The following is a 23,716-nucleotide window of genomic DNA, read 5'->3' as shown; positions in this document are numbered from 1 at the left end:
TCTTGACCCGGTCTAGACTTCCAGCACCTTGCGCCCGTCGTAGTAGCCGCACTCCGGGCAGACGGTGTGGGGGGGCCTCATGGCCTTGCACTCGGGGCAGGGCACCAGGGTCGGGGGGGTCAGGGCGTGGTGGCTCCTGCGGGCGTCGCGCCGCGCCTTAGAGGTCTTCTTCTTGGGTACAGGGTGCTTGGCCATCTCCAGTCCTCCGTGGGGGGGGCAGGCCCCCCGCTAAACCCCTGGTAGTATAGCAGACCCGCTAGAGTTCGGAAAGGAGGTCTTTGAGGCCCAGGAGGGGGTGCTGGAGTCCGGCCTCGTGGCCGCAGTCCACCAGGTTGCGGTCGGCTCCGCACACCGGGCAAAGCCCCTTGCATCCCTCGTGGCAGAGGACGGTGTAGGGCATTTCCGTCACGAAGGCCTCGGTGAGGAAGGGCATGAGGTCCAGGTCGGGCCCGCCGAAGGCGTAGTACTCGTCCTCCGCCTCCTCGTGGAAGACCACCTCCGGAAGGCCCTGCTGGTAGCGGAGGAGGTGCTGGAAATGGGCGTGGATGGGGGTGGGGGTGGGCCTGAGGCAACGGCGGCACTCCATGAGCACCGTGCCCTTCACCTCCCCGGAGAGCCAGTACTCGTCCCCCCCCACCGCGGAGACCGCCACCTTCCAGGAGGCCTCGCCTTCCAGGAGAAAGCGCTCCTCCCCCACCTGGAAGGCCTTCCGCACCACCCCGGCGGCCCGGGTGGTGCCGCCCTCCTTCAGGAGGCGGGCCAGGTTGATGCTTGCCACCTCGCGGTGTTCCATCCTTACAAGTATAGCCCCGAAAAGGCCTTTTTCCTAGGGGGGGGGGCATAAACTTCCCGGGCGGTGCATGGGGGTTTCTGCTAGCATGCCCCCCATGGACCGGGTAGCGGTGATCGGCGTGCCCATGGACCTGGGGGCGGGACGGCGCGGGGTGGACATGGGGCCTTCGGCCCTGCGCTACGCCCGGCTCCTGGAGGAACTGGAGGCCCTGGGCTATGGGGTGGAGGACCTGGGGGACGTGCGGGTCCCCCTGGCGGAGACCCTCAGGGCCCGGCGCCACGCCTCCTACCTGGAGGAGATCCGCCAGGCGGCCCTGGAGCTTAAGGAAAGGCTAAAGGCGCTCCCGGAGGGCGTCTTCCCCATCGTCCTCGGGGGGGACCACTCCTTAAGCATGGGCTCGGTCTCCGGGGTGGCCCGGGGCCGCATGGGGGTCATCTGGGTGGACGCCCACGGGGACTTCAACACCCCAGAGACCAGCCCCAGCGGCAACATCCACGGCATGCCCCTGGCCGTGCTTTGCGGCCTGGGCCACCCCCGGCTCACGGAGGCCTTCCACGCCGTGGACCCCAAGGACGTGGTGCTCATCGGGGTGCGGAGCCTGGACCCGGGGGAGAAGCGCCTCCTGCGGGAGATGGGCGTGGCCGTCTACACCATGCACGAGGTGGACCGCCTGGGGGTGGCCCGCATCGCCGAGGAGGTTCTGGCCAGGCTTGAGGGCCTTCCCCTCCACGTCTCCCTGGACGCGGACGTCCTGGACCCCACCCTGGCCCCCGGGGTGGGGACCCCGGTGCCTGGGGGGCTCACCTACCGGGAGGCCCACCTCCTCATGGAGATCCTGGCCCAGTCGGGCCAGGTGCGAAGCCTGGACCTGGTGGAGGTGAACCCCATCCTGGACGAGAGGAACCGTACGGCAGAGATGATGGTGGGCCTGGCCTTGAGCCTCCTGGGCAAGCGCATCCTTTAGGAGGCAAGCCGGCGGAGGGCCTGCCCCAGGGCCTTCCCCTGGCAGAAGGCCTGGGCTAGGTGGGCAAACTCCGGGAGGCGCTTCCGGTGCAGCAGGGGCTCTAGGGCACTCCTGGCCCACTCGCTCACCAGAACGGGGAAGTCTAGGCCGTTTTCCCAAAAGTAGGCCTCGGCCTCCTGCCAGGCGCCCTCCATGCGGCGGAAAAGGGCCTTCAGGTCCCGGGGGGGCGGGGCCTCGGGCCAGAGGAAACCGCTCACCACCCCGAGAAGCCAAGCCCCCTGCAGGTCCTTGGGTAGGCCCTCAGCCCCCTGGCGCACGTAGGCCAAGGGATTCTTGCGGAGAAGCTCCTTGGGCAGACGGGCCGAGGGGTCTTCCATGTCCTTGCCTCCACTCTAGAGGGGTGGGGAAAGAAGAACAAGGGGGCTCCGAAGAGCCCCCTTGCGCAAGGGGTTTTTAGCCACCTGCGGCCAGGGCAGGAAGGAGGGTGCCCGGGAAAAGGCCCAGGAGCAGGAGGAGGAGGGCCACCAGCAGGGCCACCCCGCGGGCCAGGGGCCTGGGGGCCGCCTGTCCTTCCCCCTTCTGGAAGGGGGCGAGGCCCAGGGCCAGGTAGTAGTAGGCGCTCACGGCGCTGGTGAGGAGGGCCAGCACCAAAACCCCCCAGGCCCCCACGCGGGCGGCCTCGCTGAAGACCAGGTACTTGCCCCAGAAGCCCGCCAGGGGGGGCAGGCCCAGGAGGGAGAGGGCGGCCACCAGGAGGGCCAGGCCCAGGAGGGGGTCCCGGTGGAAGAGGCCCCGGAGGCTTTCCAGGGGCACGCGGTCGGCAGAGACCTCGCTAAGTACGGCAAAGGCCAGGCCGGTGGCCAGCACGTAGGTGAGGAGGTAGAAGCCCAGGGCCTGGGCGTTGCCGGTGTAGAGGGCCAGGGCCATGTACCCCGCGTGGGCGATGGAGGAGTAGGCGAGGAGGCGCTTGGCCTCCTTCTGGGACAAGGCGGCCAGGTTCCCGAGGACCACCGAGAGGGCGATAAGGAGGGTGAGGGCCTCCGGCACCCCGGGGGCGGCCACCCGCAGGAGGGCGGCAAAGGCCGCCGCCTTCACCGCGGTGGCCATGAAGAGGACCACGGGGGTGGGGCTTCCCTGGTACACGTCCGGGGTCCAGAAGTGGAAGGGGGCCAAGGCCACCTTGAAGCCCAGGCCCACCAGGAGGAGGCCCAGGGCCAGGGCATAGAGGGGCCCCTCCCCAGGGGTGCCCGCCAGGAGGCTACCCGTGGCCCCATAGTGGAGGGCGGTGCCGTAGAGGAAGAAGGCCGCGGCCAGGGCCCCCAGAAGGAAGTACTTGAGGGCGGCCTCGAGACCCTCCCCCCGCCGCCAGGTGGCCAGGGCGTAGAGGGGCAGGGAGAGGGCCTCGAGGGCCACCAGCATCAGGACCAGGTTCTGGGTGGAGGCCAAAAGGTGCATGCCGGTGGCGGCATAGAGGACCAGCAGGTGGAACTCAAAGCGGCGGGTGCGCACCAGGCCCACCGTCCAAAGGGCCCCGAGAAGGGCAAGCAGGGTGAAGACCTGGGAGATGCCGTCCACCTGGTAGGGCCCGAAGGCAAAGGGCTTCCCCCAGGTGAGAAGGAGGGCGAGGAGGCCCAGGGAAAGCCCCAGGATGGTGAGGCGCTTGAAAAGGGGTACGGAGACGAAGAAGCCCAGAAGGGTGAGGGCCACGGAGAACGCGCTCAGGACCAGGAGGGTCATGCGCCACCTCCTAGAAGTTGGGCGAAGGCCTCGGCCAGGGGCTTAAGGCCCTCGAGGAAGAACCCGGGGAAGACCCCCATGAGCACCAGGGCCGCCACCGCCAGGGCAGCGAAGGGCCACTCGGCCCCCTCCAGGTCCCCGATGCCCTTAGGGCCCTCCTCCCAGAAGGTCCGCTGGAAGGCGGTGAGGGCATAGGCTGCCCCGGCGATCACCGAGAAGAAGGCCAAGGCGGCAAGCCAGGGGCTCGCCTTGTAGGCCCCGAGGAGGGTAAGGAGCTCCCCGGGGAAGCCGGAAAGCCCAGGAAGCCCCACCATGGCCAGGAAGAGGAAGAGGGCCAAAGCGGCCATCCCGGGGGCGCTGGCCGCCAGGCCCCGGAAGCGGCCGATCTCCAGGGTGTGGAGCCTCTCGTAAAGCCGCCCCGCCAGGAGGAAAAGCCCCCCGGTGTACACCCCGCTGGCCGCCAGGAGGTAAAGCCCCCCCAGGGCCCCCTCGGGGGTGCCCGAGAAGATGCCCAAGGCAGCCACCCCCATGTGGGACACCCCGGCATAGGCCAGGAGGGTTTTGAAGTCCCGGGCGGAGAAGGCCACCCAGGCCCCGTAAACTGCTCCTAGCGCGGCCAGGAAGAGGAGAAGGCCCTGGGCTTCCGCAAACCCTTCCGGGGCCAGGGGAATGGCAAAGCGGAAGAAGGCGAAGACCCCCACCTTGTACAGGGTGCCCAGGGCGTCGGCCAGGCCCGAGGGGTGGTTTTCCTGGTGGAAGAGGGGAAGCCAGGCGTGAACGGGGAAGAGGGGGGTCTTGACGGCGAAGGCCAGGGCAAAGCCCAGGAAGACCCATAAGGCCGCGCCCCCCTGCACGGGGTGGGCCAGGAGGTCTTCCAGGAGGAAGCTGGGGCTTCCTCCCAGGACCTTCACCGCCAGGATGGCGGCCAGCATGGGCAAGGAGCCCGCCAGGGTGAAGAGGAGGAAGGTGTAGATGGCCCTAAGCCGTCCCTCACCCCCATAGAAGTAGAGCATGAGGAGGGCGGGGATCAGGGCCGCCTCAAAGAAGACGTAGAAGACCAGAAGGTCCCGGGCGGCGAAAAGCCCCAGGAGGAGGCCCTCCATGAGGAGGGCCAGACCTAAAAACCGCCCCTCCACCTTGGCCACCAGCGCTCCCAGAAAGACGGTGAGGCCCACCGTGAGGAAGAAGAGGGCGGAAAGCCCGTCCAGGCCAAAGGCCCAGTACACCCCGGCTCCGGGCAGGAGCGGGGCCTTGACCCCGTAGGCCACCCCTCCGGGGTGGGCCAGGAAGAGGTAGAGGTTGAGGAGGAAGCTGGCCCCTGCCCCCAGGACCCCAAGCCACCGGGGCAGGCCCAGGAGGAGCAGGAGGCCCAACAGGATGGGTAGGAGGATCGCCAAGACTACCACCGCATCACCCCCAGAAGGAGCAGCACGCCCAGCACGAAAAGAAGGGCGTAGACCCTAAGGTAGCCGGCCTGCAGGCGGGCAAGGCCCTGCCCTACTTGGCGCACCCCGCTCCCTAGGCCAAAGTAGCCCCGAAGGAGGCCGCCATCCCCATAGAAGAGGGCCTCGGCCAAGGCCTTTAAGGGGTTCACCAGGAGGGCGTTGTACACCTGGTCCACATAGAAGCTTTCCCGGCTCCAGGCTTCAAAGCGCAGGTACCACCCGGGCAGGACTTTCCTCTGGAAGAAGGTGTAGCCCAGCCAGAGCCCCAGGAGGGCCACCGCTCCCGAGAGGGCGATCAGGCCCCACTCCACCCCCAGGGAGAGGTGGTGGTACTCAAGCTCCGCCAGGGTGGGCTTGAGGAAGGGCTCCAGGAGGTTGGGCAGGGGGTGGGGCAGGGCCAAGTACCCCGCCAGGAGGGAGCCCAGGGCCAGGAGGTGGTTGGGCCAGAGCATGACCGGAGGGGCCTCGTGGGGGTGGTGGTGGCCCCGCTCCTCCCCCAGGAAGACCAGGACGAACCAGCGCATGGCGTACATGGCCGTGAGCACCGCCACCAGGAGCGCCCCCACGTAGAACCCCACCCCCCCGAAGGGGTGGGTGAGGGTGGCGGTGAGGATGGCGTCCTTGGACCAGAACCCCGAGAGGAGGGGAAGCCCCCCTAAGGCCAGGGCCCCGATCAGGCCGTGCCATCGGGTGGCGGGCAGGTGCTTCCAGAGCCCGCCCATCTTGCGCACGTCCTGCTCCCCGCCCAGGGCGTGGATTACCGAGCCGGAGGCCAGGAAGAGGAGGGCCTTGAAGAAGGCATGGGTGAAGACGTGGAAGAGGGCCACCCAGTAGGCCCCCACCCCCGCGGCCAGGAACATGTACCCCAGCTGGCTGATGGTGGAGTAGGCCACGATCTTCTTGATATCCGTCTGCCCGAAGGCGGAAAGGGCCCCGTAGAAGGCGGTCAGGAGGCCGATGACGGCGATGGTGTAGGAGACATCGGGAAGGGCGCTGTAGAGGAAGGAGCTCCGGGCGATGAGGTAGACCCCCGCGGTCACCATGGTGGCCGCGTGGATGAGGGCGGAGACGGGGGTGGGGCCGGCCATGGCGTCGGGGAGCCAGACCATGAGGGGCACCTGGGCGCTCTTGCCCACCGCCCCCAGGAAGAGGAGAAGCCCCGCCAGGGCCAGGAGGGAGGGGTTCTTGAGGGGGCCCTCCAGGGCCTCCCTGAGCTCGCTGATGGAAAGCGTGCCGTAAAGGGCCCAGAGGATGGCCATGCCCAGCATGAAGCCCAGGTCGCCGATGCGGTTCACGATGAAGGCCTTGCGGGCGGAGTCGGCGTACTGGGCGTTTTTGTACCAGAAGCCGATGAGGAGGAAGCTGGCCAGGCCCACCCCCTCCCAGCCGATGAACATCACCGGGTAGCTGTCGGCCAGGACCAGGGTGAGCATCATGGCGATGAAGAAGTTGAAGTAGGCGAAGAAGCGGCTAAAGCCCGGGTCCCCGTGCATGTAGCCGATGGCGTAGACGTGAATGAGGAAGCCCACCCCGGTCACGATGATGAGCATGAAGCCCGAAAGGGGGTCCAGGAGGAGGCTGAAGGGAATGCCGGGAAGCCACTCCGCGTGGAAATGGCTTTCCCCCCGCAAAAGAAGCCCCACCCCGATGAGGAAGGAGGCCAGGACCAGCCCGGAGGCGATGACCCCGGGAAAGGGTTCTTTCATGCGCTTGCCGAAGAGCCCCAGGAGGGCAAAGCCCAAGAGGGGAAGCAGAATCGTGAGGAGAAGCATCATCACCCCCTAAGCTCGGAGAGGTCGTCCACCGCGGTGCTCTCCCGGTGGCGGAAGATGGCCACGATGAGGCCCAGGCCCACGGCCACCTCCGCGGCGGCGATGGCGATCACCATGAGGGCCGCCACCTGCCCTTCCAGGCCGTAGGCCCGGGCAAAGCCCACCAGGGAGAGGTTGGCGGCGTTCAGCATGAGCTCTATGGAGAGGAAGACCAGAATGGCGGTCCTGCGGGTCAGGACCCCGTAGACCCCCAGGGCGAAGAGGAGGGCAGAGGCCAGGAGGTAGCTCACCGCACCACCTCCTTCTCCTCCTTACGCTCCTCGGGCCTTAGGGCGTCCAGGGGACGGGTGGGCTGGACCAGGGCCACCGCCACCACCGTGGCCGCCATGAGCAAAAATCCCACGGCCAGGAGCACCAGGAGCCAGTCCCCGTAGAGGAGGGGCCCCAGGGCCTGGGGCAGGCCCCCCTCTAGGTTCTGGGTGAAGGCGAGCCTGAGCCCCCAAAGCCCCGAGAGGAGTACCCCCGCCACCCCCAGGGCCAGCAGGAGGGCTAGGGGCTTGCTGCGCACCAGGGGGTCAAAGCCCACCTCCCCTTGGGCGGCGAAGAGGAGCATGATGACGAAGAGGAAGAGGACTACGATGGCCCCGGCATACACGATGATCTGGATGAAGCCCAGGAACCTGGCGTCCAGGGCCACGTAAAGCCCGGCTAGGACCAGGAAGTTGGCGATGAGGGCCAGGGCGGCGTGGATGGCGTTCCGCAGGGTGACCACCAGGACCCCGGTTCCCAGGAGGAAGAGGAGGGCCAAGGCTTCCAAGGGGCTCACTTCTTCCCTCCTTCCGTGGGGGCGCGGAAGCCCTCCAGCTCCGGGCGCACGTAGGGGACCACATAGCCGGGTTTCACCGCCTTGCCGGTCATCTTGGCCTCCCGGCGCTGGGGCTTGGTGCCCATCACGTCCACCAGCATGTCCTCCTTGCCGTAGATGAGGTCGGAGTACTGGTAGTCCGCCATCTCAAAGTCGTAGCCCAGCACGATGGCCCCGGTGGGGCAGGCCTCTTCGCAAAGCCCGCAGAAGATGCACCGGAGCATGTTGATCTCGTACACCTTGGCGTACCGCTCCCCGGCGGAAACCGGGTTTTCCGGGTCGTTCTCCGCCGGTTCCACGTAGATGGCGTAGGCGGGGCAGGCGGCGGCGCAGAGGCTGCAGCCAATGCACTTCTCCAGGCCGTTGGGGTGCCGGGTGAGCACGTGGCGGCCATGGAAGCGGGGCTTGAGGGCCACGGGGGCATCGGGATAGGGGACGGTGACGGGTTTGGAGAAGAGGTACTTGAGGGTGATCCCCAGGCTTTGCGCCAGGGCTTTCAGGGTCATGCGCCACCTCCTTTACGTACGGGCTTGGGGCTGTAGAAAAGCCCGGCCAGGAGCACCAGGAAGCTCAGGGCAGAGAGGTAGAGGAGGTAGCTCCTGGGCAGGCCCAGGGCCACCACCAAGGCGGTGATGAGGAACCACACCAGGGCTACCGGGAAGAGGAAGCCCCAGCCGAAGCGCAGGAGCTGGTCGTAGCGCAGGCGGAACCAGGTAGCCCGGATCCAGATGAAGAGGAAGAGGAAGAAGGCGATTTTGAGGAACATCCAGAGGTAGGGCACCTCCAGGAAGGGCATGGTCCAGCCGCCCAGGAAGAGGGTGGGGATGAGGGCGCTGGCGGTGATGAAGTGGATGTACTCCGTCATCTGGAAGAGGGCCCACTTGATGGAGCTGTACTCCGTGTGGTATCCCCCCACCAGCTCCTGCTCCGCCTCCGGGAGGTCAAAGGGCGTTCTGGCGGCCTCGGCCAGGGCGGCGATGGCGTAGACCAAGAAGGCGGGGAAGGCGTAGAGGAAGAGCCAGCCGTTTTCCTTCTGCCAGTTCACGATGTCCTGGAGGTTCAGGCTTCCCACCAGGAGCACCGGGGCCAGGAGGGCGATGCCCAGGCCGAGCTCGTAGCTGATGAGGCTGGCCGAGGAGCGCAAGGAGCCCAGGAGGCTGTATTTGCTCCCCGAGGCCCATCCCGCCAGGAAGATGCCGTAGATGGCCATCTCGCTCACGGCGAAGAGGTAGAGGAGGCCCAGGTCCAGGTTGAGGACCCAGGGCTGGTAGCCGAAGAAGCTTCCCGGGGGGCCGAAGGGGATGGCCCCAAAGGCCAGGAGGGCGAAGACCACCCCGATGAGGGGGGCCAGGACGAAGAGCACCCGGTCAGCCTTTTCCACCACTAGGTCTTCCTTGAAGATGCTCTTGATGGCGTCGGCCACGGGCTGGAGCAGGCCGGAGGGCCCCACCCGGTTGGGTCCCAGGCGGATCTGAAAGCGGGCGAGGAGCCGGCGCTCAATGAGGGTCATGAAGGCGAAGGCGGTGAGGAGGCCGATCACCACCAAGAGGGCCTTCAGGGCCACCACCCAGTAGGGGTCCAGGGGGTAGTTCATGCCTCACCTCCCGTGGGGACCAGGATCCTGGCCTCGGCCCGGCGCCCGGCCAGGGGACCGAGGGCGGAGAGGTAGAGAAAGCCCTTGGGCAGGTCCTCCCGCAGGGCCACCCGGGCCTCTACGGGGCCGTAGGGGGTCTCCACCGCCACCTTGGCCCCTTCCACCAGGGCCTCGGCCCGGGCGGTTTCCGGGTGGACCCAAAGCTCCCTCACCGTGGCCTGGGCCGCCTTCCCCACCCCCTGGGCCTCCCGCCACATGGTGGGTCTGAGGAATAGGCGTCCTTCCTGGGGCTTGGGCCGCAGGACCTTGGTGCGGTAGGCCAGAAGGCCCATGGGGGATGGGACCTTCCGGGCCCGGAGTTCCTTTTCCGCCTCGAGGTGGAGCCGGAAGGGAGGTCTCACCCCCAGGGCCTCGGCCAGCAGGGCCAGGACCTGGAGGGCGCCTTCCGCCTCCCCGTTCTCAATGGGGGCGGGGGTGAGGGGGAGGACCCGGCCCTCCAGGTTCACCAGGTGCCCCCGCTTCTCGTAGAAGGTGGGGGCGGGGAAGACCACGTGGGCGTACCGCTCGGCCAGGGGGTGGAGGTGGCTTAGGTGCATGACCACGAAGCGCTTTTCCCGAAGGGCGGCCTCGGGGGGCACGAAACCGTAGTAAGCGTAGGGGGCCCCGGCTTCGTCCCAGGCGGCGCCCTTCTCCCCGGGCCAGACCCCCATGGCCTCGAGGCCCCGGGCGTTAGCCGCTGGGGTCATGGCCAGGACCTTGGCCCCCTTGCGCTCGGCCAGGAGCCTGGCCCTCTCCGCGGCCACGCTGTCCTGCAACACCCCGGCCCCCAGGAGGAGCACGGGGCGTTCCGCCTTCTCCCAGGCCTCCTTGGCCTGCTGGACCGGGCCGCTGGCCTCCTTCTCCCCAAGGAGGGCTAGGAGGACCTCCCGCTCCTCCCCGGGGGCGTGGACCCCGTGTACGGCGGCCCAGCGCATGAGGGGGGTGCGGTAGGGGGCGAAGACGGCCATCTTGTCCAGGCGCCGGAACATCCTCTCCCGGATCTGCAGGTCGGCGAAGGGGGTCCCGTGCTGGAAGCGGAAGGGGGGCTTGAGGTCGCGGACGAACTCGGAGAGGCGGAGGTGAAGGATGGGGGCCTCCTCCGTGGGGTCGCCCAGGACGAGGGCGAAGTCGGCCAGGAGGAGCTCCTCCAGGGTGGCCGGGGGGAAGAGGCTGGCTGGGGCGGCGGTGCGGCCCTGGAAGTCCAGGTGGGGGGTCTTGAGGGCCTTGGCCAGCTCCGCGGCCATCAGGCCCTCCTCGAGGGTGGCGTCCTGGGGCAGGTAGAGACCCACCTCTTCCCGGCGGGCCTCCTTGAGCCCCTCCCGCAGGGCGGCGAAGGCCTCCTCCCAGGAGGCCTCCTCCAGGCGGCCGTTCTTGCGCACCAGGGGCCGCTTGAGGCGGTTTTGGTCGGCCCACTCGTGGCCGAAGCGGCCCGCGTCGCAAAGCCAGATTTCGTTGACCTCAGGCACCTCCCGGGCACGGATGCGCAAGAGCTCCCCGCTGCGGGTATCCACGGTGATGCCGCACCCCACGGGGCACAGGGCGCAGCTGGTGGGGGTTTCCTCCATCTCCCAGTTGCGGGCCCGGAAGCGGGCGGTGAGGTCCAGGAGGGCTCCTACCGGGCAGATGTCCGTGATGTTCCCGGAGAAGCCCGAGGGCAGGCCGAAGTCCATGGTGCCGATGAAGGTGTGCACGCCCCGCTCAATGAAGTCCAGCACCTCGTCCCCGGGGACCTCCTCAAAGTAGCGCACGCACCGCTTGCAGTGGATGCACCGCTCCCGGTCCAGGACCACGAAGGGGGAGAGGGGGTGGTGCTTGTCCACGTGGCGGCGGGTGAACGCAAAGCGGGTGTACACGGGAAGCTCCAGGGGGGCTTTCTGGTAGTACTTCTCGTAGAGCCCGTACTCCACCGTGCGGTCCTGGAGCTCGCAGGCCCCGCCCTTGTCGCAGGTGGGGCAGTCCAGGGGGTGGTTGAGGAGGGTGAACTCCACCATCCCCGCCTGGGCCTCCTTCACCAGGTCGGAGAGGGTGTCCACCACCATCCCCTCCGCCACCGGGGTCACGCAGCTCGCCGCCAGCTTGGGCTGCCAGGCGATCTCCGGCTCCCCCTTGGCGTCCAGCACCGGCTTGCCGTCGGGTCCCTTCTTGGGCAGGCCGACGCGCACCAGGCACATGCGGCAGGCCCCGATGGGGGAGAGGTGCTTTTCCGAGCAGAAGAGGGGCACGTCATACCCCGCGTGGAACACCGCATCCATGACGCTAGTCCCCGGGGGCACTTCCACCACGCGGTCGTTTACCTTGACCCTGACCACCTTCACCTCCATAGGCTCGGCCTGGGTACGGGCTGCTTTTCCCGCGCCAGGCTCAGGTACTGCGCCTTGAAGTGCTTCAGAGAACCCTTCACCGGCCAGACCGCGGCGTCTGCCAGGGGGCAGAAGCTACGGCCCTCAATGAGGGGCAGGAGGGCCTCCAGGGTCTCCACGTCCCCTTCCTCCCCCTGGCCCGAGCCGATCTTGGCGAAGAGGTTCACCATGAACCCCGCCACCCCCTCCCGGCAGGGGGTGCACTTGCCGCAGGACTCGTGGGCGTAGAAGCGGGTCACGTTCCACATGGCGTCCACCATGCTTACCCTCTCCGGGATGAGGATCACGCCTCCGGTGCCCAGCATGGAGCCCTGGGCCTGCAGGTGCTCGTAGCTCATGGGGGTGTCCAGGACCTCCTCGGTGAAGGGCAGGGGAGGGGTGGAGGAACCCCCGGGAATGATGGCCTGGATGGGCTCCAGGGGGCCTCCCGCCCAGTCGTAGAGGAGCTCGCGGAAGGTGGTGCCCATGGGGAGCTCGTAGACCCCGGGGCGCCGCACGGGGCCCGAGACCTGGTAAAGCTTCATCCCCTTGGACTGGTCGGTGCCCATCTGGGCGAACCAGTCCGCCCCCCGTTCCAGGATGGGCACCACCGCGGCCAGGGTCTCCACGTTGTTGATGGTGGTGGGCTTGCCCCAGAGCCCGGACTGGGCGGGGAAGGGGGGCTTGAGCCGGGGGTTGGCCCGGAGGCCCTCCAGGGAGTTCATGAGGGCGGTCTCCTCCCCGCAGATGTAGGCCCCGGCCCCCCGGTGCACGTGGAGGTCAAAGGAGAAGTCCGTGCCGAAGAGGTTCTTCCCCAGGTAGCCCCGGGCGCGGGCCTCGCGGATGGCGGCCTCGAGGCGGTCCGCCGCCCGCCGGTACTCGCCCCGCACGTAGATGTAGCCGATGGTGGCCCGGATGGCGTACCCGGCCAGGATCATCCCCTCAATGAGGAGGTGGGGGACGTCCTCCAGGATGTAGCGGTCCTTGAAGCTTCCGGGCTCGGACTCGTCCGCGTTGCAGATGAGGTAGTGCTGCTGCCCGTCCTTGGGCATGAAGCTCCACTTGAGCCCGGTGGGGAAGCCCGCCCCGCCCCGACCCCGGAGCCCCGAGCGCTTGACCTCCTCTATGACCTCCTCAGGGGTCTTCTCCTTCAGCACCCGTTTGGCCGTCTCGTACCCCCCGTGGCGCAGGTAGTAGTCCAGCGTCCAGCTCCCCTCCTGGCCCACGTGGGCGTAGAGGGTGCGGACGAACCGGGGGTCGTGTCCGGAAACGATGGGCCCCGTCATACTTCCACCTCGTGCACGTGGTGCCCGCATTTGCCGGGGAGCTCGATCTCCTCGATGCGCTTGCCCGCCTTAAGGCCCTCCAGAAGCGCCTCAAGCCTCGCCCGGGTCACGCATTCCACATAGGGTTCGTCGTTCACCTGCACCACAGGGGCGGTGTGGCAGGACCCCAGGCACTCCACCTTCTGCACGCTGAAAAGCCCGTCCGGGGTCACCTCCCCGGGGGCGATGCCCAGCTCCTCCGTGAGGTAGTCCCAAAGCTCCTCCGCCCCGGCCAGCTTGCAGCTCAGGGTGGCGCAGACCTGGAGGTGGTACTTTCCCGTGGGCACGAACTGGTAGTAGCTGTAAAAACTTGCCACCCCCAGGACCTCGGTGGCCGTGGTGCCGGTGAGCCTGGCGATCTCCTCCACCCGCTCAGGCCTGATCCAGCCTTCTTCCTGCTGCACCCGCCGCAACAGGGGCATGATGGCGGCCCGGCGCCCCTCGGGCGGGTATTTGGCGAAGGTCTCTTCCAGGAAGTCCTGCTTGTCGTCAAAAAACCCCATCTTCCCTCCTCAAGCGGCCTCTCAGCGGTCCACGTCCCCCATCACCGGGTCCAGGCTGGCGATGATGGCCACCATGTCCGGCACCTGCTCTCCCTTGCAGGCGTAGGGGAGGCTTTGCAGGTTGACGAAGCTGGGGGCCCGCACCTTGACCCGGTAGGGCATGCTTCCCCCGTCGGAGACGATGTAGTAGCCCAGCTCCCCGCGGGCGCTTTCCGTGGGCACGTAGACCTCCCCCTTGGGGGGGTGGAAGCCCTCGGTGTAGTGCTTGAAGTGGTAGATGACCGCCTCCATGGAGGTCTCCAGGAGGTGGCGGGGAGGCGGGGTGATCTGGGGGTTGGGGTCGCGCACCGGGCCGGGCTCCAGCCGCTCCAGGGCCTGCCTTATGATCTTCACCGACTCCCGCATCTCCCGGATGCGGACGATCATCCGGTCAAACACGTCCCCGTGCTCCCCCAGGGGCACGTCAAACTGGTAGGTCTCGTACCCGCCGTAGGGGTAGGCCTTGCGCACATCGTAGTTCACCCCGCTGGCCCGCAGGGACCCCCCGGTAAGCCCCAGGTGGATGGCCACCTCCGGGGGGATGACCCCCACCCCCCGGGCCCGCTCGTGGAAGATGGGGCTTTCCGCGAAGAGGGCCTCGTACTCGTCAATGCGGTGGGGGAGCACCTCCAGGAGCTTCTTCAACTCGGGAACGAACTCCTCCGGCAGGTCCTCCTTCACCCCCCCGATGCGGATGTAGTTGTGGTGGAAGCGCTGGCCCGTCACCCACTCAAAGAGGTCCAGGATGGCCTCTCGCTCCCGGAAGGCGTAGAAGAAGGGGGTGAGGGCCCCCAGGTCCAGAAGCCCGGTGCCCAGGAAGACCAGGTGGCTGGCCAGGCGGGAGAGCTCGTTGAGGAGGATGCGGATGGTCTCCGCCCTGGGAGGCACCACCGCCCCCACCAGCCGCTCCACCGCCAGGGCGTAGGCCAGGTCGTGGGCGAAGGAGTGGAGGTAGTCCATCCGGGGCGTATACGTGATCACCTGCGTATACGTCCGGAACTCCATGTTCTTCTCAAAGCCCGTGTGGAGATAGCCGATGTGGGGGACGAGGTCCAGCACCTCCTCGCCCGAGAGGGTGACCACCACCCGCAAGACCCCGTGGGTGGAGGGGTGTTGCGGCCCCACGTTCAGGGTCATGACCTCGGTGCGGAGCTCCCTGGGCTCCTCCGCCACCCTTGGGTCCAGGTCCAGGTAGTCCTTCATTTGACCTCCTTGGCCTTCATGAGATCGGCCCAAAGGGCCCGGTACCCCTTGCGGCTACCGCCCCGGTATAGGGTGAGGCCGGGGTTCTTCCCGGTAAGGGAGGCCCGGAACTCGCTGGGCACGATGAAGCGCCCCTCGCGGAAGAGGGTGGGGGTCTCCCCCAGGGGGAAGTCCTTGCGCAGGGGGTGGCCCTCGAGGTCCTCCGGGGTGAGGATCTTCCGCAGGTCGGGGTGCCCTTCAAATACGATGCCGAACATGTCGTAGACCTCCCGCTCCAGGAAGTTGGCGCTCCCCCAGAGGTCGGTGACCGTGGGCAGGCGGGGGTCCTTCTCGGGCACATAGACCCGGACGAAGAAGCGGCTTCCGTCCCCGTCCTGCCACCCCGGCAGGGAGACCAGCTCATAGACCACGCTGAAGCGCTCGGGCCGGGGGTCCGGGTACTCCAGGTAGTCCAGGCCCACGATGTCCGCCAGGTAGTTAAAGCCCAGGGCCTTGTAGTGGACCATCTCCTCCTTGAAGGCCTCCCGGGGCATCACCACCCAGAGGTTGCCGAGGCCGTTATCCTCTATGGTGTAGCCCTTGGCCCGGGCTTCTTCCAGCACCCTATTGAGCCGCATACCTCACCCCCTGGCGCGCTTCCAGGCGGCCACGGGGGGAAGCCTCTCGCCCCGCTCGTTGACCGCCTGGCCCCGCACCTTTTTCTGTAGCTGCATCACCGCATAGATGAGGGCCTCGGGGCGCGGGGGGCAGCCGGGCACGTACACGTCCACCGGCACCACCGAGTCCACGTTCTGCACGATGGCGTAGTTGTTGAACATCCCCCCTGAGCTGGCGCAGGCCCCCATGGAGATCACCCACTTGGGGTCGGGCATCTGCTCCCAGACCCGCCGCATGACAGGGGCCATCTTCTTGGAAAGCCGGCCCGCCACGATCATCACGTCCGCCTGGCGGGGGCTTGCCCGGAAGACCTCGCTCCCGAAGCGGGCCAGGTCGTTTCTGGCGTCGGTGGAGGCCATCATCTCAATGGCGCAGCAGGCCAGGCCGAAGGTGGCGGGCCAGAGGGAGTTGGAACGCCCCCAGGCCACCAGCTTCTCCAGGGTGGTGAAGAGGATGCCCTCCCGCTCCAGCTCCTGGACGTCCCGCTCAAAGAGGTCCTTCAGTGCCACCGCATCACCCCCTTCCACCACTCGTAGAGGAAGCCCACAAAGAGGAGGAGGGTGAAGCCCAGCACCCCCAGAAAGCCGTAGAGGCCAAGCCCTCCTGCGCTCACCGCATAGGGCCAGAGGAAGGCCACCTCCACGTCAAAGAGAATGAAGAGCATGGCCACCACGTAGAAGTGCACGGGAAAACGCCGCACCTCCCCGGCGGGGTCGTTGCCCGACTCGTAGGGCATGAGCTTGGCCCGGCCCGGCTTCTTGGGGCCCAGGATGGCCCCCACCACCAGGGCCGCCACCCCGATGAAGAGGGCCACCCCCAAGTAGATCAGGACGTTCACATACTCCGCGATTGGCGCCAAGGTCCCCTCCTTTCGTGCATCTCTTCACGAGGCGGGGCTCCAGCACCCCCACCACCCCGCCTCATTTCCCGCCCATCTTACCACCCCACCCTCGGGACAAAAGGGGCGGGCTACACCACCCCCGGGGCTAATCAGTGTAAGTGCCCTGCTTATCGTAAGAAAAAGAGCTACACCGCGGTGTAGGTTTGCCGGGTCCCCCTAGGGCCTGGGTTGGAGGAGGCCTTGCAGGCAGCGGAAGGCCTCCAGGCTGAGCTCCTCCGCCCGTACCCGCTCGGGAAGGCCCAGGGCCTTAAGGGCGGCTTCCACCCCTTCCCTGGGGTAGCCTGCCCCCACCAGGGCGTTTTTCAGGGTTTTGCGCCTCTGGCCGAAGGCCGCCTCCACCAGGCGGAAGAGCCCGGAGTCGTCGGGCACCCCCTTGGGCGTCAGGCGCACCAGGCTGCTCCACACCTTGGGGGGTGGGAAGAAGGCCCCTGGGGGCAGGTCAAAGAGCCGCTCCGCCTCCGCGTGGTGGGCCACCCGCAGGGAGAGCACCCCGTACTGGGGGGTTTTGGGCGGGGCCACCATGCGCTCGGCCACCTCCTTCTGCACCAGGAAGACCAGGCGGGCGAAGCGGCCCGTCTTTAGGAGCCGGGTGACCAGGGGGGTGGCGATGTTGTAGGGAAGGTTGGCCACCAGGAGGCTTCCTGGGGGTACCTCCTCCCAGGGGAAGGCCAGGGCATCGGCGAAGAGGAGGCGCACGGGGAGGCCGGCCAGGGTCTCCTCCAGGACCGGCCTCAGGCGCAGGTCTTTTTCTATGGCCGTGACCTCGGCTCCCGCCTCGAGGAGGGCCCGGGTGAGGACGCCAAGCCCGGGTCCCACCTCGTAGACCGGTCCCTGGAAGGGCTTGGCCGCCTCCACGATCCGCCTCAGATGGGCCTCCGAGACCAGGAAGTTCTGCCCGAAGCGCCTGTCGGCCCAAAGCCCGTGGCGCCGCAGGAGTTCTTGCACCGTCTTGGGGGAGGTGAGGCGCTCAGGCATAGGAAAGGCGTTTCACCCGGGGCACCAGGGGATCTTCCAAGGGAAAAAGCTCCAGGTACTCCCCCAGGTCCAGGGCGTCAATGAGGGCGAAGCGTTCCTTGAGCAGAATCCCCTCCTTGAGGGGCACGTGGCCGTACACTCCGAAGCGATAGCCCATGCGCTCCACGTAGTCCGGGGTGCGGAACCACCAGGTCTTGGGCTCGCTTTGGGCGTAAAAGAGGGCATCGTACTCCTGGAGCCAGGGCACCGGCCCCACGTGGGCGAAGTGCACCCCGTGGAGGAGAAGCTCCCGGGGGAAGCCCTCCATCCAGGTCCGCAGGGCCTCGGGGAGGGAGCGCCCTCCGTGTTCGGGGTGGAACTCCAGGTGCTTGAGGTGGCGGTTGCCCAGAAGGGGTTCCCCCTTGAGGGCGGCCTCGTCGTGGTTACCCAGGAGGATGGTGAGGTGGCCCTGGCTTTTCTCCTGGAAGGCTTTCAGGCGGAAAAGCTCCCGGATCTGGGCCCCCGCCGCCAGGCGCAGGTGGGTGGGGTCTGAGGGGTCGTAGGGGGAAAGCCCCGTGAGGCGTTCGTAGTCCCGGGGCGTCTTGGGGTGGACCAGGTCCCCGAGCAACACCACCCGGGTCTCACCCGAGGCCAGGGCCTCCGTGGGTTCCAGGGCGGGCGTGGCCAGCCCCTCGCCCTTCAGGATGCGCCAGAGGGTGGCAAAGTTCCCGTGGAGGTCCCCGATGGCGATGACCCTCATCCCTTGTACAGGGCCCGGAGTTCCCCATAGAGGCGCCGGGTCTCCTCCGGGGTCTTGCCGTAGCCGCCGTATTTGGTAATGATTTTGGCCGCTTCCCGGCCTAGCCCCTTTTCCTTTAGCCGCTCCAGGAGCTGGTCAATGAGGCGGTGGGCCTCGGGTTTCTCCTCCTCGAGGACCTCCTCGGACTCCGGCAGCTTGGGTGGGGTGAAGCGGTTCTTTTCCGCGTCGTACTCCACCCACTGCTTTTCCAACCGGTAGAGGTAGCGCCCCACGCCGAACTTCACCGCCGCCCGCTTCAGGGCGTCGGAGAAGGCCGCCTTGAGGGAGTCCCCCTCCCCTACGTCCTCCTTGGTGACGCCCAGGAGGGTGAGGCGGCACTTGACCTCCACCAGGCGTTCCCGCCTTTCCCCCCGCTCGTCCCGGACCACCCGTTCCCCATCCGCCAGGACCTCGTAGGCATCGTGCCATCCCTCGGGCCCCACCACCCGGTCCAGCCGGTCCAAGACGGTGCGGGCGTCCACGTAGGGCACCACCAGGGCGCGTTTTTTGTCCCGGGAAAGGGCCTCTATGCGCCACTGCACCTCCCCTGGGGGAAAGGGCTCGGAAAGTTTCCGCCAGACTTCGTCCACCCTTTAAGTGTACTTTAGCGAAAACTCACCTCCCAGCCCCCTCGGGAGGGTAGGCTTGGCCCATGCGGAACTGGATCCTGTTCCTTCCCCTTTTGGGCCTGGCCTGGGCCCTCGAGGTCCGCATCACCGGCACCCTGGTGGTGGACCTCTTTCCCCAGGCGGTGGTGGTGGAGCGGGTGGTGGAGCCCAAGGGGGTTCTGGTGGTCTACGGCTACTCCCGGGCGGAGGCGGTCTTCCGCTACCACGACGAGGACCTGCGCCGCCGGGGCTGGGTGCGCACCAAGTACGAGGTAAAGAAGGCGGAGTGGAAGGCGGAGTACCGCAAGGGCAAGGCCAAGGCCACCCTTTCGGTGAAGGACAAGGGCGGCCGGGTGGAGGTGCGGCTTAGGGAAGGGGACTAGACAAGGCCCAAGCCCCCGGCTACCATATAGGGCGCATGGGGCCGTGGCGCAGCTGGGAGCGCGCCTGAATCGCACTCAGGAGGTCACGGGTTCGAGTCCCGTCGGCTCCACCAAAAACCTCCCGCCTTAAGGGCGGGAGGTTGGCTTTTGCCTCCTCAGTAGCCGGTGGATGACCGAGGGTTAAGCCCTGGGTGAATGGCCTGAGGGGTCATCTGCAGCGGCCTGGCCTGCGTGAGGGGCAGGGGCGTGATGTCTATGGTGGCCACGGCGGAGAGGACCTTGGTGTTGGTGGAGTCGTAGTAAAGGGGGTAGTCGTTGGGGCCTGGCACCAGCACCGAGGAGCAGGCGATGGTCACGTTCGTCATCCCCTGGGTGATCTGGTGCGGGCGCAAAGAGGCCTGGGGCAGGGTGTTGTAGCCGCAGTCCACCGCCTGGCCGGTGTTGGTCATCACCGCGCCCATCTTGCCCAGGAAGTCGTTTTCCAGGGTGATGGCGTCGTAGTAGCCCTGCCATTCCCCGATGAAGACCACGCGCCCGCCTTCGCTGGCGAACTGCTTCAGCACGTTGATCTCCCCGTTGGCGAAGGTTTCCGTGGGGTTCCAGAGGAAGATGACCTTGACATCGCCGGGCAAGCTGGTGATAGAGCCTTGAGTCGAGTTCAGCTCCTGGATGGTGAACCCTTCCCCTTGGATGACGCTGCGCATGGTGCTCAGCTCGCCATCGCTGCATTCGCCGGTCCCCCCGCACACCGAGTTCCGCCCCCGGTCAAAGAGGACCTTGGTCCCCGTACCGCGGGGGCCTGGGTGGGTGTAGTTCACCAGGTTGCGCACCATGAGCTGGTTGTTGGGGTTGGCCATGCTCTCGTTGTCAAAGGGGTTGATGTCGTTGAAGACTACGATGTCCTTGCCGGGAGGGGGTGGGGCGTTTTCGCACCGCTGGACCGTGAACTCCATCTGGGCCTTCCCTTCCGCGAAGCGGTAGCTGGGGGTGAGGAGGAAGGCGTGGCCAGCCACCTTTAGGGTGTCCCCTGGGTTCACGCCCAGGTTGGCCAAGGGGAAGGCGTAGGTGAAGGTGTTCACGTAGGGGTCGTGGACGGCCTGGGCAGGGAAGCTCCACCAGCCTCCCGGGGCGGCGATGCCCGCATAGGCATGGCTTTCCGTGAGTTGCCACGGGGCGGTTGCGGCAAGCCGCACGAAGAGGGTGGTCCCGTTGTTCCACACGGTCATCTCCCCCACTTGGCCCATGGGGGCCTTGGCCACGCTCCCACAGGCCTGGGCGGGGTCGCCTCCGGCATCGTCCCGGGGGCCCGGCACCACCATGTTGGGGCCCACCCCTTGGGGGCTGGAACACGCCCCCAAAGCGGCCAGCAACGCCAAAACACCCAAACGCCAATACACCGAAATACCCATGTGAATTCGCCTCCAATCCGGTCTAATGAGACCGGGGTTAGTATAGGCCCTCCCCGGCGTTACGCGGGCGTTACAGCGTTACGGCTCCTGAAGGAGCCAGTTCACCAGGGCGTTGACCACGTCGTTTTCCGCCAGCAGTTCCGGGGCCTCCAGGACGGCCTGAAAGAATGTCTGCACCATCTCCAGGGTGGGATTTTGCAGGAGCTCCCGCACGCTTTTGCCACGGTAAAGCCCCTTGGTCAGGGGGGCGGTGAGGCGGGGGGCGGTGGCCAGGGGGGCGGCTTCCTTGAGGGCCTGCCGCGTCCTCTCCAGAAGGAGCTCCTCCCCCTTTTCCCCCAGGGCCTCCTTGGGGGTGAGGAGGGGGCGGTCGGAGAGGTCCTTGGCCTCGAGGCCCAGGGCGTACAGGCGCCGGGCCAGGCTGGGCGGCCCCACCTCCAGGGGAAGGAGGGCCTGGGCCTGGCCGTAGCGGACCTCCAGGGTGTACCGCCCCGGCTCGGGCAGGCTCACGGCGGGGGCCACGGCCTCGAGGCCCGCGGTAAGGGGGGGAAAGCCCAGGGGTTTCTTCTCCTGGGCCACCAGGTTCCCCTCTCGCCAGAGCCGGGTTTCCAGGGCCCCTTGGGGCAGGTAGGGCACCCCCTCCAGGCGTACCTCGGGGAAGACCGCTTCCTGGGCGCGGAAGGGTCTGGCGTCCAGGTCCCCGGGGATGAGGCTGAGCCGGAGGAGGGCCAGGCGCACTTCCCCCTGGTCCAGGCGGGTTAGGGCCCGGCGGGCCATGGGGGCGGCGGGGTGCTTGGGGTGGGCTTCCAGGAAGGCCCGGTAGCCCTCGGCGGCGGGAAGGCCGGCCCGCTCCGCCAGGTAGGCCTGGAAGAAGCGGGTCAGGGGCTCTTGCCGCTCCTTTAGGTCCTTCAGGGCCTCCCGGAACTCCTCCCCTTCGTCCAGGCGCAGGGCCCGGTCGTAGGCGGCCTTGGCTCCCAGGAAGTCCCCGTAGATGGCCCGGAAGAGGCCCAGGTTGTAGTACGCGGTGGCGTTGGGCCGCAGGGCTACCGCCCTTTTTGAGGCCAGAAGAGCCCGGGGAAGGTCCCCGGTGAGGTAGAGGGCCCAGCCCAGGTTGGTCCAGTAGAGCCAGTGGTCGGGCCGGAGGGCCAGGGCCTTCTGCAGGGCCTCCTTGGCCTCTTCCCCCTTTCCTTCCGCAAAGGCGGCGAAGCTCACCTCCTCCCAGGCCAGGGGAAGCTCGGGGAAGGCCCGGGCCAGGGCGCGGGCCGAGGCCTGCCAGCGGGGGTCCTCGAGGGCCCGGTAGACCAGGTGGCTGGCGGTGCGCTCCAGGAGGTCGCCCTCCTGCAGGGTGGCGGCTAGGGCCAAGGCCTCCTCCCGCCTGCCCTGGGAAAGGAGGGCGAAGAGGCGGTAGGCGGGGGGAAGCTCACCCTGCCACAGGAGGAGGAGGCGCCTGGGAAGGATGCCCTCCAGAAGCCCTGCCCCCCTTCCTTCCTTCAGGTCCAGGGCCGATTGGTGCAGGGGGTCGGGGCTTTCCCCCTGGGCCAGGGCCCGCAGGGCCTCCTCCGAGGCTTTGGGCTCGGGAAGGGGGCGGAACCTGGGGGCCAGCCCCTCCCCCTGGAGCCAGAGCCAGGCCAGGGCCGGGCTGGCGAAGAGCCCTCCCTTGACCCCCCCCTTCCGGGCCAGGAAGAGCCGCAGGCCCCCTTCCTCCTGCCGTCCCAGGAGGACCCAGTCCGCCCCCGTGGCCGAGAGGGCCAGGCGGGCCCCCGCCGGGGTGTAAAGCCCCCCCACCAGGTCGTAGCTGTCCCGCCAGGGCAGGTCGGGCAAAAGCAGGGCCAGCAGGGGGGGGGGCGGGGCCTTCAGCCCCTCGGCGAAGGCCTGGGCCAGGCGGAACCCCTGGGGGCCCTCAAAGGGTACGACCAGGCCCTGGGCCAGGGCAAGCCCCAGGAGGAGGAAAAGGGCCGAAGCGCGCTTCATGGGCGCATTCTAGCGCCTTTCCCTGAGGACCATGTGGGCGAAGCGGAAAAGCCGGGGAGCCCGTTTCCAGCGCTTGGGGTCGAGCCCCACCCTAAGTAGCCACTCCACCCCCAGGCGCTGGGCCCAGAGGGGCGGACGCCAAGCCTCCCCCGCCAGCACGTCCAGGGTGCCCCCTACGCCCATGGCCACCCTGGCCCCCAGGTGGGCCTTATGGCGGTGGATGAAGGTCTCCTGGCGCTCCCCCATGCCCACCAGGAGGAGATCGGGGGCTTTGGCCCGGATGTCGGCCACCACCGGGGCCTCCTCCTGGAAGTAGCCGTGGTGCACCCCCACCACCTGGGCCCCGAGCCTTTGGGCCTCTTCCGCTGCTCGCTCCGCTACGCCGGGCTTCCCTCCCAGAAGGTAGACCCGGATGCCGGGGAAGCGCCGGAAAAGGGCTAGGGTGAGGTCCACCCCGGTGACCCGCTCCTTAAGCTCCCGGCCCAGGAGCCGCTTGGCCGCCCAGAGGATGCCCACCCCATCCGGGGTGACCAGCTCGGCCTCGAGGATGGCCCGCCTCAGGGCCTCGTCCTCCTGGGCCCGGACGACGATTTCGGGATTCAGGGTGACCACCTGGTGGGTGCCCGGCCCCTCCAGAAATCCCTGGACCCGGGCAAGGGCCTCCTCCATGCCCACCGGGTCCAGGGGCAGCCCCAGGATTTCTAAGCGCTCCATGCCACGAACCTCTGGGCGTACCGGTCCTGGCTCAGGCCGAACTCCCGTTGCGGGAAGAGGCGTACCTCCGCCAGCCTGGGTACCACCGGGTCCACCCCGATGAGGCTGGCCCGGGCCAGCTCCTCCGTGCGCCCCTCCTTGTGCAGGGCCTGGCCCTCGGGGCTTTGGAAGAGGGCCTCCTGGGGGTCGGGGAAGGCCTTGAGGAGGGCGGTGGTCAGGGTGGGCGGGGCTTCGGGCTGGAGCCGCCTCTGCAGGAAACCCGCCGCCACCACCGCCGAAAGGAGGGGCTTGGGGGCCCCGGCGGGGCGGAGGGTGAGCTGGGGTAGGGGCCGGAGGAGCTCAAGGGCGGCCTTGGCGTTGCGCAGGTTGGCGAGGTAGACCTCTTCTTCCCCGGGAAGGAGGCTTGCGTTCAGGATGGGGGCCACCAGGACGGCCCTTTTCCCCTCCACCCTGGCTCCCTCGAGGTCCACCAGGGAGAGGCGGCCGTGGAAGCCTTCCGGGGGGAAGCCCTCGGCCTCGCCCAGGAGGAAGGCCTCCTTCCCCAGGCTCTCGGCCAGGAGGCGGGCCACCTTGGGCCCGGGGGCCACCCAGACCTCGGCTGCCCCCTGGGCCAGAAGGAGGGTCAGGACGCTGCCTGCGGGCAGGACCTCCACCAGGACCAGGGGGCCCTGGGTCGGCGTCAGGCACAGGTCAACCCGGCACACC

At 68.1% G+C, this 23,716-nt stretch carries 26 protein-coding genes and 1 tRNA gene; 3 read left to right on the top strand and 24 right to left on the bottom strand.

Features of this window, described 5'->3' with window-relative positions:
• Positions 1-12 precede the first annotated feature (12 nt).
• Positions 13-195 carry a 50S ribosomal protein L32 gene (gene rpmF / locus B128_RS0108115; RefSeq protein WP_014515146.1) on the bottom strand — a complete coding sequence of 61 codons (183 nt, stop codon included), beginning with the start codon at positions 193-195 and terminating at the stop codon, positions 13-15.
• Positions 196-256: 61 nt separating this feature from the next.
• Positions 257-793: a DUF177 domain-containing protein gene (locus tag B128_RS0108110; protein ID WP_018111778.1), complete on the bottom strand. Its 537-nt coding sequence runs from the start codon at positions 791-793 to the stop codon at positions 257-259.
• An 85-nt stretch (positions 794-878) separates the two neighbouring features.
• On the opposite strand from B128_RS0108110, the gene rocF reads away from it, so the two are divergent.
• Positions 879-1,757: an arginase gene (gene rocF, locus B128_RS0108105; RefSeq protein ID WP_018111777.1), complete on the top strand. Its 879-nt coding sequence runs from the start codon at positions 879-881 to the stop codon at positions 1,755-1,757.
• Here rocF and B128_RS0108100 read toward each other — a convergent pair.
• The 18 genes from B128_RS0108100 to B128_RS0108015 form a co-directional block, all read right to left on the bottom strand.
• A complete protein-coding gene (locus tag B128_RS0108100; protein ID WP_018111776.1) occupies positions 1,754-2,134 on the bottom strand; it encodes a hypothetical protein in 381 nt (126 codons plus the stop codon). The genes rocF and B128_RS0108100 overlap by 4 nt on opposite strands.
• A gap of 76 nt (positions 2,135-2,210) precedes the next feature.
• Positions 2,211-3,494: an NADH-quinone oxidoreductase subunit N gene (locus tag B128_RS0108095; protein WP_018111775.1), complete on the bottom strand. Its 1,284-nt coding sequence runs from the start codon at positions 3,492-3,494 to the stop codon at positions 2,211-2,213.
• Positions 3,491-4,900 (bottom strand): complex I subunit 4 family protein, encoded by a 1,410-nt coding sequence (locus B128_RS0108090; RefSeq protein WP_018111774.1) that lies wholly within the window; start codon positions 4,898-4,900, stop codon positions 3,491-3,493. The genes B128_RS0108095 and B128_RS0108090 overlap by 4 nt, the downstream gene beginning before the upstream one ends.
• A complete protein-coding gene (gene nuoL, locus B128_RS0108085; protein ID WP_018111773.1) occupies positions 4,894-6,714 on the bottom strand; it encodes an NADH-quinone oxidoreductase subunit L in 1,821 nt (606 codons plus the stop codon). The genes B128_RS0108090 and nuoL overlap by 7 nt, the downstream gene beginning before the upstream one ends.
• Positions 6,714-7,001, bottom strand: a complete 288-nt coding sequence (gene nuoK / locus B128_RS0108080) for an NADH-quinone oxidoreductase subunit NuoK (protein ID WP_018111772.1) — start codon at positions 6,999-7,001, stop codon at positions 6,714-6,716. Before nuoK ends, nuoL begins: the two co-directional genes overlap by 1 nt.
• The gene (locus tag B128_RS0108075; RefSeq protein WP_018111771.1) at positions 6,998-7,537 is read right to left on the bottom strand and encodes an NADH-quinone oxidoreductase subunit J family protein; all 540 of its coding nucleotides are present in this window, start codon (positions 7,535-7,537) and stop codon (positions 6,998-7,000) included. Before B128_RS0108075 ends, nuoK begins: the two co-directional genes overlap by 4 nt.
• Positions 7,534-8,082: an NADH-quinone oxidoreductase subunit NuoI gene (gene nuoI / locus B128_RS0108070; RefSeq protein ID WP_018111770.1), complete on the bottom strand. Its 549-nt coding sequence runs from the start codon at positions 8,080-8,082 to the stop codon at positions 7,534-7,536. Before nuoI ends, B128_RS0108075 begins: the two co-directional genes overlap by 4 nt.
• On the bottom strand, positions 8,079-9,170 hold the full coding sequence (gene nuoH / locus B128_RS0108065; protein ID WP_018111769.1) for an NADH-quinone oxidoreductase subunit NuoH: 1,092 nt from the start codon (positions 9,168-9,170) through the stop codon (positions 8,079-8,081). The genes nuoI and nuoH overlap by 4 nt, the downstream gene beginning before the upstream one ends.
• The gene (nuoG, locus tag B128_RS0108060) at positions 9,167-11,518 is read right to left on the bottom strand and encodes an NADH-quinone oxidoreductase subunit NuoG (protein ID WP_026175127.1); all 2,352 of its coding nucleotides are present in this window, start codon (positions 11,516-11,518) and stop codon (positions 9,167-9,169) included. The genes nuoH and nuoG overlap by 4 nt, the downstream gene beginning before the upstream one ends.
• A gap of 2 nt (positions 11,519-11,520) precedes the next feature.
• A complete protein-coding gene (gene nuoF / locus B128_RS0108055; protein ID WP_018111767.1) occupies positions 11,521-12,834 on the bottom strand; it encodes an NADH-quinone oxidoreductase subunit NuoF in 1,314 nt (437 codons plus the stop codon).
• A complete protein-coding gene (gene nuoE, locus B128_RS0108050) occupies positions 12,831-13,376 on the bottom strand; it encodes an NADH-quinone oxidoreductase subunit NuoE (protein ID WP_018111766.1) in 546 nt (181 codons plus the stop codon). The genes nuoF and nuoE overlap by 4 nt, the downstream gene beginning before the upstream one ends.
• A 21-nt stretch (positions 13,377-13,397) precedes the next feature.
• Entirely contained in the window at positions 13,398-14,618 is a 1,221-nt protein-coding gene (nuoD, locus tag B128_RS0108045) for an NADH dehydrogenase (quinone) subunit D (RefSeq protein WP_018111765.1), read from the bottom strand.
• Positions 14,615-15,235: an NADH-quinone oxidoreductase subunit C gene (locus B128_RS0108040; protein WP_018111764.1), complete on the bottom strand. Its 621-nt coding sequence runs from the start codon at positions 15,233-15,235 to the stop codon at positions 14,615-14,617. Before B128_RS0108040 ends, nuoD begins: the two co-directional genes overlap by 4 nt.
• A 3-nt stretch (positions 15,236-15,238) precedes the next feature.
• Positions 15,239-15,784, bottom strand: a complete 546-nt coding sequence (locus B128_RS0108035) for a NuoB/complex I 20 kDa subunit family protein (protein ID WP_015716518.1) — start codon at positions 15,782-15,784, stop codon at positions 15,239-15,241.
• Complete coding sequence (locus B128_RS0108030) at positions 15,775-16,134, bottom strand: NADH-quinone oxidoreductase subunit A (protein ID WP_026175126.1); 360 nt, start codon at positions 16,132-16,134, stop codon at positions 15,775-15,777. Before B128_RS0108030 ends, B128_RS0108035 begins: the two co-directional genes overlap by 10 nt.
• 198 nt (positions 16,135-16,332) lie before the next feature.
• Positions 16,333-17,151 (bottom strand): 16S rRNA (adenine(1518)-N(6)/adenine(1519)-N(6))-dimethyltransferase RsmA, encoded by an 819-nt coding sequence (gene rsmA, locus B128_RS0108025; protein WP_018111762.1) that lies wholly within the window; start codon positions 17,149-17,151, stop codon positions 16,333-16,335.
• Complete coding sequence (locus tag B128_RS0108020; RefSeq protein ID WP_018111761.1) at positions 17,144-17,890, bottom strand: metallophosphoesterase; 747 nt, start codon at positions 17,888-17,890, stop codon at positions 17,144-17,146. Before B128_RS0108020 ends, rsmA begins: the two co-directional genes overlap by 8 nt.
• Entirely contained in the window at positions 17,887-18,519 is a 633-nt protein-coding gene (locus B128_RS0108015; RefSeq protein WP_018111760.1) for a Rad52/Rad22 family DNA repair protein, read from the bottom strand. The genes B128_RS0108020 and B128_RS0108015 overlap by 4 nt, the downstream gene beginning before the upstream one ends.
• 62 nt (positions 18,520-18,581) lie before the next feature.
• Here B128_RS0108015 and B128_RS0108010 point away from each other — a divergent pair, with 62 nt between their 5' ends.
• A complete protein-coding gene (locus tag B128_RS0108010) occupies positions 18,582-18,920 on the top strand; it encodes a hypothetical protein (protein ID WP_018111759.1) in 339 nt (112 codons plus the stop codon).
• A gap of 37 nt (positions 18,921-18,957) precedes the next feature.
• Positions 18,958-19,033: transfer RNA gene (locus tag B128_RS0108005), tRNA-Ala, on the top strand.
• A 42-nt stretch (positions 19,034-19,075) separates the two neighbouring features.
• Here B128_RS0108005 and B128_RS12310 read toward each other — a convergent pair.
• The 4 genes from B128_RS12310 to B128_RS0107985 form a co-directional block, all read right to left on the bottom strand.
• A complete protein-coding gene (locus B128_RS12310; protein WP_156822407.1) occupies positions 19,076-20,296 on the bottom strand; it encodes a motility-associated ABC transporter substrate-binding family protein in 1,221 nt (406 codons plus the stop codon).
• A 111-nt stretch (positions 20,297-20,407) separates the two neighbouring features.
• Complete coding sequence (locus tag B128_RS0107995) at positions 20,408-22,297, bottom strand: tetratricopeptide repeat protein (protein WP_018111757.1); 1,890 nt, start codon at positions 22,295-22,297, stop codon at positions 20,408-20,410.
• A gap of 9 nt (positions 22,298-22,306) precedes the next feature.
• Positions 22,307-23,011: a WecB/TagA/CpsF family glycosyltransferase gene (locus B128_RS0107990; protein ID WP_018111756.1), complete on the bottom strand. Its 705-nt coding sequence runs from the start codon at positions 23,009-23,011 to the stop codon at positions 22,307-22,309.
• Complete coding sequence (locus B128_RS0107985) at positions 22,999-23,715, bottom strand: 2-phosphosulfolactate phosphatase (RefSeq protein WP_018111755.1); 717 nt, start codon at positions 23,713-23,715, stop codon at positions 22,999-23,001. Before B128_RS0107985 ends, B128_RS0107990 begins: the two co-directional genes overlap by 13 nt.
• Position 23,716 lies beyond the last annotated feature (1 nt).

The organism is Thermus igniterrae ATCC 700962, from assembly GCF_000376265.1.
GTDB classification, from domain to species: Bacteria; Deinococcota; Deinococci; order Deinococcales; family Thermaceae; genus Thermus; species Thermus igniterrae.
Note: the sequence above shows the minus strand (reverse complement) of the source record. Positions and strands in the feature narration are given on the sequence as shown.